The 15,382-nt window shown below is 53.6% G+C and carries 13 protein-coding genes; 6 read left to right on the forward strand and 7 right to left on the reverse strand.

From position 1 onward, the window contains the following. The first annotated feature begins 35 nt into the window (after window positions 1-35). The 5 genes from priA to hslU all read left to right on the forward strand — a co-directional run bounded on the left by priA (window position 36) and on the right by hslU (window position 6,786). Complete coding sequence (gene priA, locus L9G74_RS06255) at window positions 36-2,231, forward strand: primosomal protein N' (RefSeq protein ID WP_238895441.1); 2,196 nt, start codon at window positions 36-38, stop codon at window positions 2,229-2,231. Between the two features lie 174 nt (window positions 2,232-2,405). Continuing rightward, window positions 2,406-4,151, forward strand: coding sequence for an arginine--tRNA ligase (gene argS, locus L9G74_RS06260; protein WP_238895442.1), 1,746 nt, complete (start codon window positions 2,406-2,408; stop codon window positions 4,149-4,151). Window positions 4,152-4,154: 3 nt separating this feature from the next. Continuing rightward, window positions 4,155-4,754: an SPOR domain-containing protein gene (locus L9G74_RS06265; protein WP_238895443.1), complete on the forward strand. Its 600-nt coding sequence runs from the start codon at window positions 4,155-4,157 to the stop codon at window positions 4,752-4,754. Between the two features lie 159 nt (window positions 4,755-4,913). Further along, window positions 4,914-5,438 (forward strand): ATP-dependent protease subunit HslV, encoded by a 525-nt coding sequence (gene hslV / locus L9G74_RS06270; RefSeq protein ID WP_207354491.1) that lies wholly within the window; start codon window positions 4,914-4,916, stop codon window positions 5,436-5,438. 22 nt (window positions 5,439-5,460) lie between these two features. Then, window positions 5,461-6,786, forward strand: coding sequence for an ATP-dependent protease ATPase subunit HslU (hslU, locus tag L9G74_RS06275; protein WP_238895444.1), 1,326 nt, complete (start codon window positions 5,461-5,463; stop codon window positions 6,784-6,786). A gap of 40 nt (window positions 6,787-6,826) precedes the next feature. Here hslU and L9G74_RS06280 read toward each other — a convergent pair whose 3' ends face one another. Continuing rightward, a complete protein-coding gene (locus L9G74_RS06280; RefSeq protein WP_238895445.1) occupies window positions 6,827-7,276 on the reverse strand; it encodes a YhbP family protein in 450 nt (149 codons plus the stop codon). 138 nt (window positions 7,277-7,414) lie between these two features. On the opposite strand from L9G74_RS06280, the gene L9G74_RS06285 reads away from it, so the two are divergent. After that, a complete protein-coding gene (locus tag L9G74_RS06285) occupies window positions 7,415-7,996 on the forward strand; it encodes a nucleoside triphosphate pyrophosphohydrolase family protein (RefSeq protein WP_238895446.1) in 582 nt (193 codons plus the stop codon). A gap of 186 nt (window positions 7,997-8,182) precedes the next feature. Here the strand turns inward: L9G74_RS06285 and L9G74_RS22380 are convergent, their stop codons facing one another. The 6 genes from L9G74_RS22380 to L9G74_RS06315 all read right to left on the reverse strand — a co-directional run bounded on the left by L9G74_RS22380 (window position 8,183) and on the right by L9G74_RS06315 (window position 15,380). After that, window positions 8,183-9,520 carry a c-type cytochrome gene (locus L9G74_RS22380; protein WP_238895447.1) on the reverse strand — a complete coding sequence of 446 codons (1,338 nt, stop codon included), beginning with the start codon at window positions 9,518-9,520 and terminating at the stop codon, window positions 8,183-8,185. Between the two features lie 56 nt (window positions 9,521-9,576). Continuing rightward, entirely contained in the window at window positions 9,577-11,832 is a 2,256-nt protein-coding gene (locus L9G74_RS06295; protein ID WP_238895448.1) for a xanthine dehydrogenase family protein molybdopterin-binding subunit, read from the reverse strand. After that, a complete protein-coding gene (locus L9G74_RS06300) occupies window positions 11,829-12,290 on the reverse strand; it encodes a (2Fe-2S)-binding protein (RefSeq protein WP_238895449.1) in 462 nt (153 codons plus the stop codon). Before L9G74_RS06300 ends, L9G74_RS06295 begins: the two co-directional genes overlap by 4 nt. A gap of 417 nt (window positions 12,291-12,707) precedes the next feature. Next, a complete protein-coding gene (locus tag L9G74_RS06305; protein WP_238895450.1) occupies window positions 12,708-13,541 on the reverse strand; it encodes a methyltransferase domain-containing protein in 834 nt (277 codons plus the stop codon). Window positions 13,542-13,566: 25 nt separating this feature from the next. Beyond that, window positions 13,567-14,592, reverse strand: a complete 1,026-nt coding sequence (locus tag L9G74_RS06310) for a FecCD family ABC transporter permease (protein WP_238895451.1) — start codon at window positions 14,590-14,592, stop codon at window positions 13,567-13,569. Continuing rightward, window positions 14,589-15,380 carry an ABC transporter ATP-binding protein gene (locus tag L9G74_RS06315; RefSeq protein ID WP_238895452.1) on the reverse strand — a complete coding sequence of 264 codons (792 nt, stop codon included), beginning with the start codon at window positions 15,378-15,380 and terminating at the stop codon, window positions 14,589-14,591. The genes L9G74_RS06310 and L9G74_RS06315 overlap by 4 nt, the downstream gene beginning before the upstream one ends. Between the last annotated feature and the right edge of the window lie 2 nt (window positions 15,381-15,382).

Below are 15,382 nucleotides of genomic sequence, written 5' to 3' on the forward strand. Positions count from 1 at the left end.
GCCGACGCCCCTTTTTATTATTGACGCTATTTTTCATGTCGCAATTTGCCGAAATCGCTCTTCCTGTCCCATTACGGCAAAACTTTAGCTACCGCATCCCTGAGTCGATCACCACACCGCTGCAACCGGGCGTGCGCGTGGAGGTGCAATTTGGCCCACAAAAACTGATCGGCTTAGTCACCAATATTAGCGATAGTTGCGACCTACCGCCGCAAAAGATCCGCAATCTTTTACGTGTGCTCGATGATGAGCCCTTGCTCGACGCGCCACTGTATAAACTGACCGAATGGGCAGCAAGATATTATTTTTGTAGCCACGGCATGATGTTGTCGCAAGCGATTCCGGTCGCCTTGCGTAAAGGCGCCAGCGCTCAGCCGGAGTTTATCCGCTACTACGCGCTGACCGACAAAGGCGAGCAAGCGGAACTCACCAGTCTTAACCGAGCACCGGCGCAGAAAAAAATCTTAGAGCTACTCAAAGGCAGCGAACTCACCGTTGAAGAGTTTCAAGCGTTGGAACTGAGTGCCAGCGGCCTCAAAGCGCTGCGTGAGCGCGATTGGATTGGCATCTACGAGCGACCGATCACCACTGACATTAGCTGGCGCGATGAGCTGAAAATGGGCGAAACGCCGCATCAGCTCAACAAGCAGCAAGCGGTGGCCGTAGCCACCTTAAATCATCAGCAAGGTTACCATTGCAGTCTGCTGGAAGGCGTTACAGGTTCAGGCAAAACCGAAGTCTATTTAGCGCTGATTGAAACCATGCTGCGCGCTGGTAAACAAGCGTTAGTACTGGTGCCAGAGATCGGTTTAACCCCACAAACCATCAACCGCTTTAAACATCGTTTTCAAGTACCGATTGCCGTGTTGCACTCTGGCCTTACCGACAAACAGCGACTCGATGCTTGGCGCCAAGCCCGCAGCGGTGAGGCGGCGATTATCATCGGCACCCGTTCGGCGCTATTTACGCCGATGCGTTGGCCGGGGGTGATTATTCTCGATGAAGAGCACGACTCCAGTTTTAAGCAGCAAGAAAGCGTGGGTTATCACGCCCGCGATCTCGCGGTAATGCGCGGCCACTTAGAGGATATTCCGGTGGTGCTGGGCAGCGCCACACCATCGCTGGAATCACTGCACAATGCGCTGTCTGGCCGTTATCACCACCTGCAACTGAATGAACGCGCCGGTAATGCGGTAAAAGCGCGCCAAGGGGTGATTGATATTCGCAATCAACCGCTACGCGGCGGCGTATCGCAAGCGTTATTCAACGAGATGCGCCTGCACCTGCAAGCGGGCAACCAAGTGTTACTGTTCCTCAACCGCCGCGGGTTTGCGCCCGCGCTGATGTGCCACGAATGCGGCTATCTGCATGAATGCGACCGCTGCGATGCCTTCTTTACCGTGCACCAATCATTGGGCGAAATTCGCTGCCACCATTGCGGCAATCAGTACGCAATCCCGCGCCAATGTCATAACTGCGGCAGCACCATGTTGCAAGGCCAAGGTATCGGCACCGAACAGTTGGAAGGCATTCTCACCAAAGAATTCCCTGAGTATCCAGTGGTACGCATTGACCGCGACACCACCAGTCGTAAAGGCTCGTTGGAGCAACAGCTGAACGCGATTCAACGCGGCAGTTTTCGCATTTTGGTCGGCACGCAGATGCTCGCCAAAGGCCACCATTTTCCTGATGTCACCTTAGTGGCCTTGCTGGATGTGGATGGCGCGCTATTCAGTGCCGATTTTCGTGCGCCGGAGCGGTTTGGTCAGCTGTATACCCAAGTGGCCGGGCGCGCTGGCCGCGCCAGTAAACCCGGCACCGTGTTGCTGCAAACCCACCAGGGTGATAACCCGCTGCTGCAAGATCTGCTGCAACGCGGTTATGGCGAATTTGCCCGCTCACAACTGGAAGAACGCCGCATGGCACTGCTGCCGCCGGTGTGGCACATGGTGCTGATCCGCGCTGAAGCGCATCACGCCGCAGATGCCGAGCAGTTTTTACGCGATTTTGCCGAGCAATTGGGCCAGCACGAACAACTTGAACTGATCGGGCCGATGCCCGCCCCGCTCGACCGCAAGGCCGGTTTTCATCGGCGTCATCTGCTGGTGCAAGCGGCTGACCGTCGCCTGCTGCAACAACGTTTTGAACAGGTACTGCCCATCATCGAGCAGCAACCATTAGCACGCCGCTGCCGTTGGACTATCGACCGCGATCCACAAGATTTGCTGTAAACCGCGCCCGCTTCGCGCTGCCTGCGGGCAAGTACTCATCACAACTTGTGCCATTTTTTGCACGGCCGTAGCATAAAAACGCTTAACCCCGTAGCTTTCTTTCGTCGATCACCGCTACAATGTGCGGTTATTCCGTTATCCACCTAATTAGTCGTCAGTGTCGATAAAACGCCAATGAAAGCACATATTCAATCTTTGCTCGAACAAACCGTAACTACCTTGAAACAACAAGGGATCATTCCCGAAGATGCCGCACCAAGGATTCAGGTCGATCGCACCAAGGATAAAACGCATGGCGATTTAGCCACTAACTTAGCGATGATGCTGAGTAAACTCGCGGGCAAAAATCCACGTGAACTGGCGGCACTGATTATCGACAATCTGCCAGCGTCATCTAACGTGACCAAAGTGGATATCGCTGGCCCAGGTTTTATCAACTTTTTCATTGATGAAAACGCGCTGGCTAACCAACTGCAAGCCGCCTTGAAAGACGACAAGCTCGGCATCCAACTGCCAGCCGCGCAAACCGTTGTGGTTGATTACTCGTCACCTAACCTTGCCAAAGAGATGCACGTAGGCCACCTGCGTTCGACCATTATTGGTGATGCGGTAGTGCGCGCACTGGAGTTTTTGAACCACAAAGTGATCCGCCAAAACCACGTGGGTGACTGGGGGACACAATTCGGCATGCTGCTGGCCTACATGGAAGAGCTGCGCGCCGCTAACGGCGAAGCAACCGAAATTGAACTGTCAGACTTAGAGACCTTCTACCGCGCGGCTAAAGTGCGTTTCGACGAGTCCGAAGAGTTCGCCACCCGCGCCCGCCACTTGGTGGTAGAGCTGCAATCTGGCAACGAATACTGCAACAAACTGTGGCGCGAATTTAACGACATCTCATTGAGCCACTGCCACAAAGTGTATCAACGTTTAGGTGTGAGCCTGACCCGTAAAGACGTACACGGTGAAAGCGCCTACAACGACGATTTAGCCCAAGTGGTTGCTGACTTGGACGCCCAAGGCCTGCTGACTGAAAGTAACGGCGCCAAAGTGGTATTCCAAGAAGAATTCCGCACTAAAGAAGGCGAGCCGCTGCCTGTCATCATTCAAAAAGCCGATGGCGGTTACCTGTATGCCACCACCGACTTAGCCGCGATGCGTTACCGCTCCAAGGTGCTGCACGCCGATCGCGCGCTGTACTTTGTCGACTTGCGCCAAGCGCTGCACTTCCAACAAGTGTTCAGCCTCGCCCGCACTGCCGGTTTTGTGCGTGATGAAATGACGCTGGAACACATGGGCTTTGGCACCATGAACGGCGAAGATGGTCGTCCATTCAAGACCCGCTCTGGTGGCGTAGTGAAACTGGTTGATCTGCTCGATGAAGCCAACAGCCGCGCCATTGAACTGGTACGCAGCAAAAATCCAGATATGGACGAAGCCACCTTGGCAGAGATCGCCCGCGTTGTCGGTATCGCCTCAGTGAAATACGCTGATCTATCGAAAAACCGCAGCAGCGATTACATCTTCAGCTTCGACCAGATGCTCAGTTTTGAAGGTAACACCGCGCCCTACTTGCTGTATGCCTACACCCGTGTAGTCGGCATTTTCAAGAAAGCGGCCGATATCGATTTAACCAACGCCAAAATCGAACTCAACGAAGAGAAAGAGAAAGAACTGGGCACCAAGTTGGCACAGTTCGGCGAAGTATTGGCCCGCATGGTCGACAAAGGTCAACCACACCTGCTGTGTAGTTACCTGTACGAATTGGCCGGTGCGTTTTCTAGCTTCTACGAAGCTTGCCCAGTATTGGCCGCTGACAATGAAGCAGCGCGCGATAGCCGCCTGTTGTTATCACAGCTGACCGCTAAGACGCTACAACAAGGTCTGGGTTTGCTGGGTATTGAGACTCTGGAGCGGATGTAACCGATGCGAAGCGACTATGCCAATAGCAAGCCGCGCAAGTCTAAGCCGCGCGGTAAACGTAGCACGCCTGCCAAAGCCGCTGCGCCAGCGCCACGGCCAGTATCACCGTTAAAGTTGGTACTCGGTCTGGCTGTGATTGTGGCCTTTGGTTATATGTTGTGGTTTTTAAAAACTGATGACGCCGCGACAGAAGCGCAGCAACGGGTAGAAAAGGTGGCACCAGCTACCGAAAAACCTGTAGTCGTGAAAGCGCCAGTGGTAAAAGACGCGTTGCCGCCAATCCCTAAAGAGGAATGGACTTACCAAAAAGAGTTAGAAAACAAGCAAGTTGAGGTGGATGTACCGGCAGCAAGTAATCAGCCAGCACGCCCATATCAAATGCAATGTGGCTCTTTCCGTAAGGACTCGCAGGCGCAAGAGTTAAAAGCCGTGATCGCGTTCCAAGGCCTTGAAGCGCAAGTCCGTAAAGTGGCTGGCACCAATGGCGATTGGTACAAAGTGATCCTCGGCCCGTACGATCAAAAACGTAAAGCCGAACGTGACCGCCACTCGCTGCAACGCGCCGGTGTTAACGGTTGTATGATCTGGTTCTGGCAGGGATAACAGCCCCGTTACAAAAAGACCGCCTTCGATGGCGGTTTTTTATTTTTTGCGCCAAACCCCGCAGTAATTGCCGTTGCTACAGTTGATATTTGCGCGCGCTCCCCCATATACAGCTGTATCACCCACTGGTTCACCCACCAGCATTTGAGAGGAAGTATCGTGACCACAATCGTATCAGTACGCCGCAATAATCAGGTTGTTATGGCGGGTGACGGTCAGGTTTCATTGGGAAACACCGTCATGAAAGGCAACGCGCGTAAAGTTCGCCGTCTGTACCACAACAAAGTGATTGCCGGTTTTGCCGGTGGTACTGCCGATGCCTTCACCCTATTTGAAAAATTTGAAGCTCAGCTAGAGATGCACCAAGGCCATCTGATGAAAGCCGCCGTTGAGCTTGCCAAAGAGTGGCGCACCGACCGCGCGCTGCGCAAACTAGAAGCGCTGCTTGCCGTGGCTGACCACTCCGCCTCGCTGATCATCACCGGTAATGGTGATGTGTTGCAGCCAGAGAATGATTTAATTGCTATCGGCTCCGGTGGTAATTACGCGCAGTCAGCGGCCATTGCCCTGCTGCAAAATACGGAACTGGGCGCGCGCGACATCTGTGAAAAGTCGCTGACCATCGCCGGTGATATCTGTGTGTTCACCAACCAGTTCAAAACCATTGAAGAACTGAATTACTAAGCCGGAGCGTTGAGGAAAGATTATGTCTGAGATGACCCCCCGCGAGATTGTCCACGAGCTGGACACCCACATTATCGGTCAGAACAAAGCCAAACGTTCGGTAGCGATTGCGCTGCGTAACCGCTGGCGCCGTATGCAGCTTGATGATGCACTGCGTCATGAAGTGACCCCAAAAAACATTCTGATGATTGGCCCTACTGGTGTCGGTAAAACCGAGATCGCTCGCCGTCTGGCCAAGCTAGCCAACGCGCCATTCATCAAAGTGGAAGCGACCAAATTCACTGAAGTCGGTTACGTTGGTAAAGAAGTGGATCAGATCATTCGCGATCTAACCGATACCGCGGTGAAGATGACCCGCGAGCAGCAGATGAAAAAATGCCGCACCCGCGCCGAAGAAGCCGCAGAAGAGCGTGTATTAGATGCACTGCTGCCGAAGCCGAAAAATGACTGGGACAACGAAAAAGACGAGCAATCGCACACCCGTCAAATCTTCCGCAAAAAACTGCGTGAAGGTCAGCTGGATGATAAAGAGATTGAGATCGACGTGATGGGCCCACAAGTGGGCGTTGAAATCATGGCGCCTCCCGGCATGGAAGAGATGACCAACCAGTTGCAGAGCCTGTTCCAAAACATGGGCCAAACGCCAACTAAGCGCCGCAAATTGAAGATCAAAGACGCCATGAAGCAACTGACGGAAGAGGAAGCGGCGAAACTGGTGAACCAAGAAGATCTGAAAGACCAAGCGATTGAATTGGTTGAGCAACACGGCATCGTCTTCTTGGATGAGATCGACAAAATCTGTAAGCGTGGCGAAAGCTCAGGCCCAGACGTCTCCCGCGAAGGTGTGCAACGTGACCTGCTGCCATTGGTTGAAGGCTGCACCGTCAACACCAAGCACGGCATGGTGAAAACCGATCACATTCTGTTTATCGCCTCTGGTGCATTCCAGATGTCGAAACCGTCAGATCTGATCCCCGAGCTGCAAGGCCGTTTGCCAATTCGCGTTGAGTTAGACGCGCTGACCGCCGGCGACTTCAAACGTATTTTGACTGAGCCACACGCAGCACTGACTGAACAGTACCGCGCCTTGATGGCAACAGAAGGCGTTGAAATCAGCTTCACCGAAGATGGTATTGAGCGCATCGCCGAAGCGGCGTTCCAAGTGAACGAAAGCACCGAAAACATCGGCGCCCGTCGTCTGCACACCATTATGGAACGCTTGATGGAAGATATCTCCTATGAGGCATCGGACAAGTCAGGCAGTAGCTATGTGATTGACGCAGCTTACGTCAATGCCCACCTAGATACGCTGGTACACGATGAAGACCTAAGCCGCTTCATTCTGTAAGCCGCCTGTTTTAGAGAAGAGCACCCATGGTGCTCTTTTTTTATGCCTGTTTGATATCGCGCTGCCAATGGTGTTTTTTACCAAAGCCGAGCAGGTTGTCGGTCATCTTGATGGTTTGCAGTTCAAGTTGCCACAGCGGCGCTGACTTTAACCGCGCCACCGGAAAGTGCTCGCAGTATTTATCCTTTATCATCTTCTCGTCAGCTTCGGCCACCGGTTTGGCGATGGCCGTAAATTGAATACCTTGGATTTTTGCCACGTTGCGGGTTTGCTCGGCAATGGTGCCAGCAATGTGCGGCTTAGCAAGCATCGCTTGCGTGTGACGGCTGCTGTCGCTGGTCATCAGGTAACAACTGGCACTGGCGCTATCAAAAAAGTAAAAACAGCTGGCGCACCACAAACCATCGGCATCTTGGGTGGCAAGTGTCAGTACATGTTGTTGTTCAAGATAATGCAGAATCGCATTGGGTAGTGCAGCAAAGTCAGCCATGAAACATCCCTCATTCAATCGCCACAGTGTACTGTGCGTCGCCATCAGTGCCAATCGACGTGTGTTGCCTGCCTGCGGGTTTTGAATCTGACGCCGTGGGGCTTTATCATACGCGTTTTCAATTTTGCCGAGCCTGCTATGAAATTACAGCTATTAACGCCCGCCCTATTTACCAAAATCTACCGCGATATCTGTGAATTTCGCCAGACCTATGACTTGCCTGTAGCCGATGCTGCGTCGCTCAACGACCAGCAAGATACGCTGCACACCTCGCTGATCACCGAAGAGTTGACCGAGCTGGCCGAAGCGCAAGACACCGTTGAGCAAGCCGATGCCATCGTTGACAGCATCTATGTGTTGGTTGGCCGTTTGTCGCACTTGGGTATTGATAATAGCGCCGACGATACCACCGGCATCAGCTACATGATTGATGTGCTGCTGCAAGTTGCCAACCGCCGGGGCATTGAGTTTGAGCCATGTTGGGATGAAGTACACAGCAGCAACATGAGCAAAGTGTGTCGCACGCAGCAAGAATTGGATGACACTATCGCTCACTACGCCGATCAAGGCATCAAGATTGAAGGCGTGACCAAAGGTGATTATCTGATTGCCAAATGCGCCGAAGATTTCCAGCAAGGCAGCAAATTAGTGCGTCGTGGCAAGGTGCTGAAATCGGTGTATTACCGCCCCGCCGATCTGGCGAAGTTGGTGAAAGCGTAAGCGTTAAGCTGTAAGCGTTAAGCGAGCAGCGAGCAGCGAGCAGCGAGCAGCGAGCAGCGAGCAGCGAGCAGCGAGAAAAATAGCAGTCCAGAAATCAGTGTCAACTGACGTTATTACGGCTGGATTCACCACTAAAAAGGCGACGATATCATATCGTCGCCTTTGGTATTTTAGCGGCAGTGCGGCTTAACGCATCTGCAAAATAATCACTTGGCTGCTTGCCGGATCGGTTTTCTCACGCAGTTCAGTCACATCTTGCACTTTCACTGCGCCACCGTGGTTACCCCAAGTGGTGCGAATAAAGCTGAGCACTTCGGCAATCTCTTTATCCGACAACTGTTGGCGGAATGGCGGCATACGGTAAGCATCTGGTACCCCGTGGCTCACAATACGGCCTGAGCCGTTGAGCGTGACGTTGATGGCCGAAGCATCTTCTTTCGCCAGCATTGAGGTTGCCCCCGCTAGCGGCGGAATGTACTGACCACGGCCCATGCCATCGGTGCCGTGGCACGAGCTACAACGTGCCAAATAGGTTTTGGCAGCGGCATCTTGAGCCGCCATGCTGGCAGTCACTGTGGTAGGTTTATGCTGCCACGGTTCGCCATCACGCAATGGATCGCCCGGTAGCGATTTCAGATAGTGCGCCATCGCGTACAAGTCTTCATCTGACATAAACTGCGTCGAGTTGTTGTAGGCATCAGTCATTGAGCCATACACCACCGCGTGTTGGTTGCGGCCGTTTTTTAAGAACTGATACACATCCTCTTCGCTCCAGCGACCAATGCCGGTGTTGACATCATTGCGCAAGCTGGGCGCGTACCAACCATCTAACAATGCGCCAGCAAGAAATTGCGGGCTGGATTCATCCAACGCTTTTTCCTGCATGGCTAAGCCACGCGGCGTGTGGCAACTGCCGCAGTGACCCGCGCCTTGTACCAGATAAGCCCCGCGGTTCCACTGTTCATCTTGCTCAGTGTTACTTTGGTAGCTGCCGCTGTCGGTAAACAAGCCACTCCAAAATGCCAGTGGCCAACGCATGTTCAGCGGCCATGGAATTTCGCTCTGCTTATTTGGCTTATCCGACGGCTGCACGCCATGCATAAAGTAGGCATACAAGGCTTTGACATCGTCATCGCTCAGCTTGGCGTAAGATGGAAATGGCATCGCAGGATAGAGCCGATGACCATCTGGCGCTACACCTTGGCGTACCACACGCTCAAAATCCGCCAGCGTGTAATGACCAATGCCGTGGGTTTTATCTGGCGTGATATTGGTGGAGTAGATCGAGCCGATAGGCGTCGCCATCTCCAAACCACCGCTGAAAGCTGGGCTATCAGGTAGGGTGTGGCAGGCGACACAGTCACTGGCGCGCGCCACATATTCACCTTTGGCAATCAGCTCACTGGCGTTCAGCTCGCTGCTATTGACGTCAGCTAATGGCGTGGACGGTATGCGGGTGCTGTACCACGCGCCCACGGCGACAAGTACGATAATGACAAGCATCGATAATGTTAATTTTTTCACCGAATCCCTCGTTCTTATTCAGTCCTAATGGAAGTAGCCGTCGTCGAGAGCATCGCCTAAGCGAAGGTTTCTCGAGACAACGGCATACGGCGAATACGACGTCCCAGCAGGTGCGATACCGCATTGACAACCGCCGGTGGCACTGGGGGTAAACCGGGTTCGCCGATGCCACCCATTTTCTCGCCGCTTTCCACAATGCTGACATGCACTTTGGGCATCATATGCGGTGGCAGAATCGGGTACATGTCGTAGTTGCGCGCCAGTGGTTCACCTTGTTGATAAATCACCTCTTCCAGCAACACTTGTGACAAACCGAGAGCAACGGCAGATTTCACCTGCGCTTCAATAATGGCGGGATTGACGATTGTGCCTGGGTCGATCGCTTCCCAGATCTCGTGCACTTTCACCTGACCTTGCTCAATCGACACTTCGGCAATGGTGGCGGTATGCGAGCCAAACGGCGATGCCATGGCAATACCACGCGCGCGTTTGGAGCCGTCTGCCGCGGTGAATGGGCCGCGTTTCCAGCCGCCCGCAGATTTCACTACGGTTTCTAGCAGGTGCGATAAACGTGGGTTGTCTTTCAGCAATGCCTTACGCAATTCGTAAGGATCGGCACCGGCTTTATCGGCCATTTCATCGAAGAAACACTCATAAACAAAATCATTCATCGAGTTACCCACCGAGCGCCAGTACGCCAGCATGGTGGGGTTTTCCACGTAGTCTTGCGCGATACGCACGTTAGCAATTTGGTAGCTTTTCCCGGTCAAACCTTCAACCGCCATACCATCAACGTTATCCGGATCGTGACCAGAGATCGCTTCGCCGGGGCCTTCACAGGCGGAGATCACTTCCAACGCAGTCGGCACGCCGTTCTCAATCGCCGCTTTCATGCGCACGGCCGCCATCGGCCGCAATGGATCACGCAGGAACTCCTCTTCACGGCTCCAGATCAGCTTGATCGGTTTGCCAGTGGCTTTAGCTAACTCAATCGCTTGCGGATACGGGTTGGCATCTGGGTAGAGAAAGTGACGGCCAAAGAAACCGCCCAGAATTGGCGAGTGCAAAATGATCTGGTCTTCAGCGATGCCCGCACGTTTAGCGATATCACGCAAGAACATATCCGGCGCTTGGTTGGGCAACCAAATTTCCAAGCGGCCATCGTCATGGAATTGGGCAATGGTGGATGGCGGCTCAAGCTGCGCATGGTGCACATATTGGGTCTGGTAGGTGGCGCTGATAATGCTTTCTGGCGTAGCGGCGCTAAACACCTTACTAATATCACCCGCGGTTTCCGCGTCTTTGCCCGCTTCGGTACGATTAGCCAGCATCTCGCTAAAGGCTTCGCTGGAGAAGTCGGCTGGCATGCTACGAACGCCTTGGCGCTGGCTGGTTGCTGCTTGCCAATCCACTTGCAGCGCTTCGGCGGCGCGTTTAGCGTCCCACCAATGCGGTGCCACCACCGCAACCGCGCCTGTCACTTTATGTACCGAGTGCACCCCAGGCATTGCTTGCACTTGCTTGAGGTTGAGGATGTCACCCGCCACTAAACCCAAGCGCGGTGCATGTTGTACGGCGGCGTGCAACATACCATCGACTTTCAAATCAATGGTGTAGTTAGCTTTACCAACAGATTTTTCATACACATCGACGCGATCGATCCCTTTGCCGATCCAACGGAAAGCTTGCGGATCTTTGAGGCTGACGCTATCAGGATCGGGCACCGGCAAATCCAACGCTTTGCTGGCGAGTTCGCCGTAGCTGAGGGTGCGATTGCTGGTTTTATGCAGCACTATGCCCGGTTCAGTGATCAGCTCACTCAGTGGTACTTGCCACTGGTTAGCCGCCGCTTGCAACATTAACTGCCGCGCGAGTGCACCCAGTTTCCGCATGGTTTGATAGCTAGTACGCACCGACATGCTGCCGCCAGTCATGCGGCCGGGGCCTCCCACCATCACTTGGTAGTCAGCGCCAGTTGGCGCATTTTCCACAATAAAGCGGGCTGGCTCGGCATCTAACTCTTCACCCACAATCTGCGCCATGGCGGTGAAAATCCCTTGGCCGCCTTCGACAAACGGGCTTTGCAGAATAATGCGGTTGTCTGGGGTGATTTGCAAAAAGGCGGGCACGCGAGTCCCCGGCGCCATCTTGGTCGCTGCTGCGGCGCGCGCTTGGCGTAACGGAATACCCACGCTTAACACCAAGGCACCAGCGGCAACACCAGCTGATGACAACAGAAAGTTGCGCCGAGACACGTTAATGGGTGTCTCTTGCGCCAGTTCAGCGAGTTCGTGTTCAGTTAACGGTTTCATGCGTTACCTCCCACCGGTTTTGCCAGTTCATCAATCGCCGCATCAATAGCGTTGTACGTGCCGCAACGGCACAAGTTGCTAATCGCCGCGGTGATCTCGTCTCGGCTGGGGTTAGGTGTCGCTTTCAACAATGCGGTGGCGGCCATCACCTGCCCCGATTGGCAGTAGCCACATTGTGGCACTTGGTGGTTAACCCACGCCTGCACTACCCGCTTGCCAACGTCATCTTGTTCAATGGCTTCGATGGTGGTGATCTGTTTGCCTACCGCGCTGACGGCAGGCATCACGCAAGAACGTACTACCTCACCATCGACAAGCACCGAACAGGCACCACATTGGGCTAAACCACAGCCGTATTTGGTGCCGGTGAGACCAAGATTGTCACGAATCACCCACAATAACGGGGTATCTTCGGCCACATCGACATCATAAGTTTGCTGGTTAATCTGAAGTTTCATGTCGTTCCAAAGCTCCATATTTGCTCGACAGACAGCAGTCACACTGACGATAGTTATTTTTAAATGGTTTTATTATGGTTACAGCAGCAATCACTTCTCGCGGAAATGATCCAAATAGAGTTCAGTTTTACACCATTGCGCGCTAACGCCACTCGCGGTGTCTGATTTGAAGCAGCTAACGGTAATATCGCCGCCAACTGTAAAGTTAGTCAGTAAATACTGATTTTGTGCGCCAACCGACACAATACACGGTTGTCAACAAACAGTAAAATTGATAGGGAAGCTTTATTAAAACAGAGAGTTGTCGAACAATACAATGCAATAGAACGCATAACACTGATGAATTTGAATCATAAAAAAAACCTTTGAGCGCGACACCAGACACCACGCCCAAAGGCAAAAAAGTAGCAAACGCGATTAACTTAGGGTCTGTAACTCGCAGGTTTTCCACCACATCACAAAGGTGCGGCTAGCACGGAACAAGCGAAAACCATCGGCGTTTTCGCTGAGGTATTTATCGACATTAGCACGATACTGCGCTTCTTTATTGGCAGGAATATCGCCAACAAAGCGCAGCGCCTCATAGGCGGCTTCGCGGCTAGCAAATTGCGCTTCATAACCGTCATCAAGGATACGGATATTGGGTTCAGCGCCCATGTCGTACAACATGTTGAAGGTAATGTTGTAGCCAAAGTTGCGGTCGTCACTGTGCGGCATGGCAGGCATGTCGATGATGCCATCAAGAAAGCTCAACTGAATTTCGCGCAGGCTGGGCGCGTTGGCAAAGCTCATCACTACCGCATATTTACGGGCGATGCTGTTGAGTTTAATCAGATCGGCAAAACCCACAGAGCGCGATGCCACCGCAATATCATGCATGCCGATCTGCGCCACGGCATCATCACTGTTCCAGTCTTGCAGCAGCGGCCGCAGATTATTGAGCCCAGCAGCCGCGCCGTTGTGCATACAGCGGCTCAGCATATTATCAAACGCATCCACGCAGGTAACGCTGTGAGCTTTTTGCGCCATCGGCACCGACAAACGGCCTGGGCCGCAACCGATATCCACCACGGTATCGTCAGCGGTGATGGGCAACACATCAACCTGCATTTGGGTATATCGTCGCTCCAGTTGCGCCATGCCATCGTACATGTCGGTGATCTGGTTCCAATCAAAACTCGCCAACTTTCCTTGGCTGAGGGGTGCCATCATCCGTTCGCGCAACAAGCGCCAATTCACTAAACCTTGCATAACTTCTCCTGTACGCGGCGCGGCGTTAATTCCAGCCTTTGCGCGCACGATGCAACACCAACAAAAATAGCGGCAAACCTAAACATTGAGTGACAATGCCGATTGGGATTTCCACCACGCTAAAGCCGCGCGCCAAGCTGTCGGCCAGCAGTAAAAAAATTGCGCCTAACATGATGCTCACCGGCATCAAGCGGCTGTTTTCAGGCCCGACTAACATGCGCGCAATATGCGGTGCCACGAGACCGACCCAGCCAACCATGCCCGCAATCGATACCGACAGCGCCGAGCCCATCGTTGCCGCCACAATCACACCGTAGCGCACCAGATGGACGGGCACGCCCAAGGCGCGCGCTTCATCTTCGCCCATCGACATCGCATCCAATGCTCGGCCAAAACTCCACAGCACCAGCACCGCCAGCAACATCGGCGGCAGTAACCACAGCACTTCATTTAGGTTCGACATGCCCAAGCTGCCCATCAACCAATAGATAATCGACGGCAACTCGTCTTGTGGGTCAGCAGCAAATTTGACTAACGACAGCAAGGCGCTAAACGAGGCGCTGCTGATCATGCCGCCGAGCAGCAAGGTGATCATCGAGCCGCCACCAAAAATAAAGCCAATCGCCACGCCCAGCCCAACAGCGACCAGACCAAACACAAATGCCAATAGTTGAATGCTGAACCAGTTGCCGTGCAGCAACATGCCCAACGTGGCACCAAACGACGCGCCAGCCAGTACACCGAGCATGCCCGGCGACACTAATGGATTGCGAAACACTGCCTGAAATGCGGCACCGGATCCCGACAGCGCCATGCCCACCAAAATGGCAGCCAGCACCCGCGGCAAGCGTACATCGAGCAAGATATTCGACAGTATGTTGTAACGCTCTGGCGGCAATTCACTCAGCCCCAAGTGACTGCCGATAAAACGGCAGATCTCCAACATGGTCAGTGGATAGTTACCGAGCGATAAGGCAAACAATGCGATGGCGATCAGCAGTAGCAATAACGCCAACAGTTGGCCGTGAAAACAGCTAAACCAATATCTCATGCGGCTGCCATCCCCCGGGTAAATGCCGCTAACTCTTGCTCGCTCAAATCATATAACTGCTGAATAGCGACCGGAGTCAGCACCTCGGCGGGCGTGCCCACGGCGTTCACTATGCCGTTTTTCAGCAACAGCGCCCGATCGGCAATCATGCGCGCATGGTGCGGATGGTGCGTGGTCATCACCACTGCATAACCATCGTCGGCCAGTTGGCGCAGCTCGGCTAACAAACGCGCTTGATGACCAAAATCCAGCGCTGACGCCGGTTCATCTAACATCAAAATATTGGCTCCTTGAACTAACGCGCGGCCCACTAATGCCAGTTGCCGCTCACCGCCGGAGATCTCGGTGTAGGGGCGCCCCGCCAGATGGTCAATACGCAGGCGCTGCAACACCTGCTCGACCACTAATGCATCGCGCTGACTAGAGCGCCCCAGTAAACCACTGTGATGAAACCGCCCCATGGCAACCACCTGCCGCACGCTGTATGGAAATGGGCTGACATGATGTTGCGGCACGTAGGCAATTTGCCCCGCAATAGTACGGCGGCTCAATTGCGTCAGCGGCGTACCGCCAAGGCCGACACTGCCACGGCTAGGTTGAGTTAACCCCAGTAACAACTTGAGCAAGGTACTCTTGCCAGTACCATTGGGGCCAAGCAGTGCCAAGACTTCACCAGCAAACACATCAACACTGACCGAATTCAGCACCTCATGGTCATCGTAATGAAACGCCAGATTATCGGCGTACAACAAAGGAGCGCGCCTGCCCTTGAATGGCTGTTGCGTCATGG

This window comes from Shewanella electrica (assembly GCF_022321485.1).
Classification (GTDB): Bacteria; Pseudomonadota; Gammaproteobacteria; order Enterobacterales; family Shewanellaceae; genus Shewanella; species Shewanella electrica.

What these genes read in the sequence shown, in the direction of transcription:
- L9G74_RS06285 (WP_238895446.1), top strand. Translation starts at nt 7,415, where the DNA reads ATGAAATTACAGCTATTAACGCCCGCCCTATTTACCAAAATCTACCGC.
- argS (WP_238895442.1), top strand. Translation starts at nt 2,406, where the DNA reads ATGAAAGCACATATTCAATCTTTGCTCGAACAAACCGTAACTACCTTG.
- hslU (WP_238895444.1), top strand. Translation starts at nt 5,461, where the DNA reads ATGTCTGAGATGACCCCCCGCGAGATTGTCCACGAGCTGGACACCCAC.
- L9G74_RS06295 (WP_238895448.1), bottom strand. Translation starts at nt 11,832, where the DNA reads ATGAAACCGTTAACTGAACACGAACTCGCTGAACTGGCGCAAGAGACA.
- L9G74_RS06310 (WP_238895451.1), bottom strand. Translation starts at nt 14,592, where the DNA reads ATGAGATATTGGTTTAGCTGTTTTCACGGCCAACTGTTGGCGTTATTG.
- L9G74_RS06300 (WP_238895449.1), bottom strand. Translation starts at nt 12,290, where the DNA reads ATGAAACTTCAGATTAACCAGCAAACTTATGATGTCGATGTGGCCGAA.
- L9G74_RS06315 (WP_238895452.1), bottom strand. Translation starts at nt 15,380, where the DNA reads ATGACGCAACAGCCATTCAAGGGCAGGCGCGCTCCTTTGTTGTACGCC.
- L9G74_RS06265 (WP_238895443.1), top strand. Translation starts at nt 4,155, where the DNA reads ATGCGAAGCGACTATGCCAATAGCAAGCCGCGCAAGTCTAAGCCGCGC.
- priA (WP_238895441.1), top strand. Translation starts at nt 36, where the DNA reads ATGTCGCAATTTGCCGAAATCGCTCTTCCTGTCCCATTACGGCAAAAC.
- L9G74_RS06305 (WP_238895450.1), bottom strand. Translation starts at nt 13,541, where the DNA reads ATGCAAGGTTTAGTGAATTGGCGCTTGTTGCGCGAACGGATGATGGCA.
- L9G74_RS06280 (WP_238895445.1), bottom strand. Translation starts at nt 7,276, where the DNA reads ATGGCTGACTTTGCTGCACTACCCAATGCGATTCTGCATTATCTTGAA.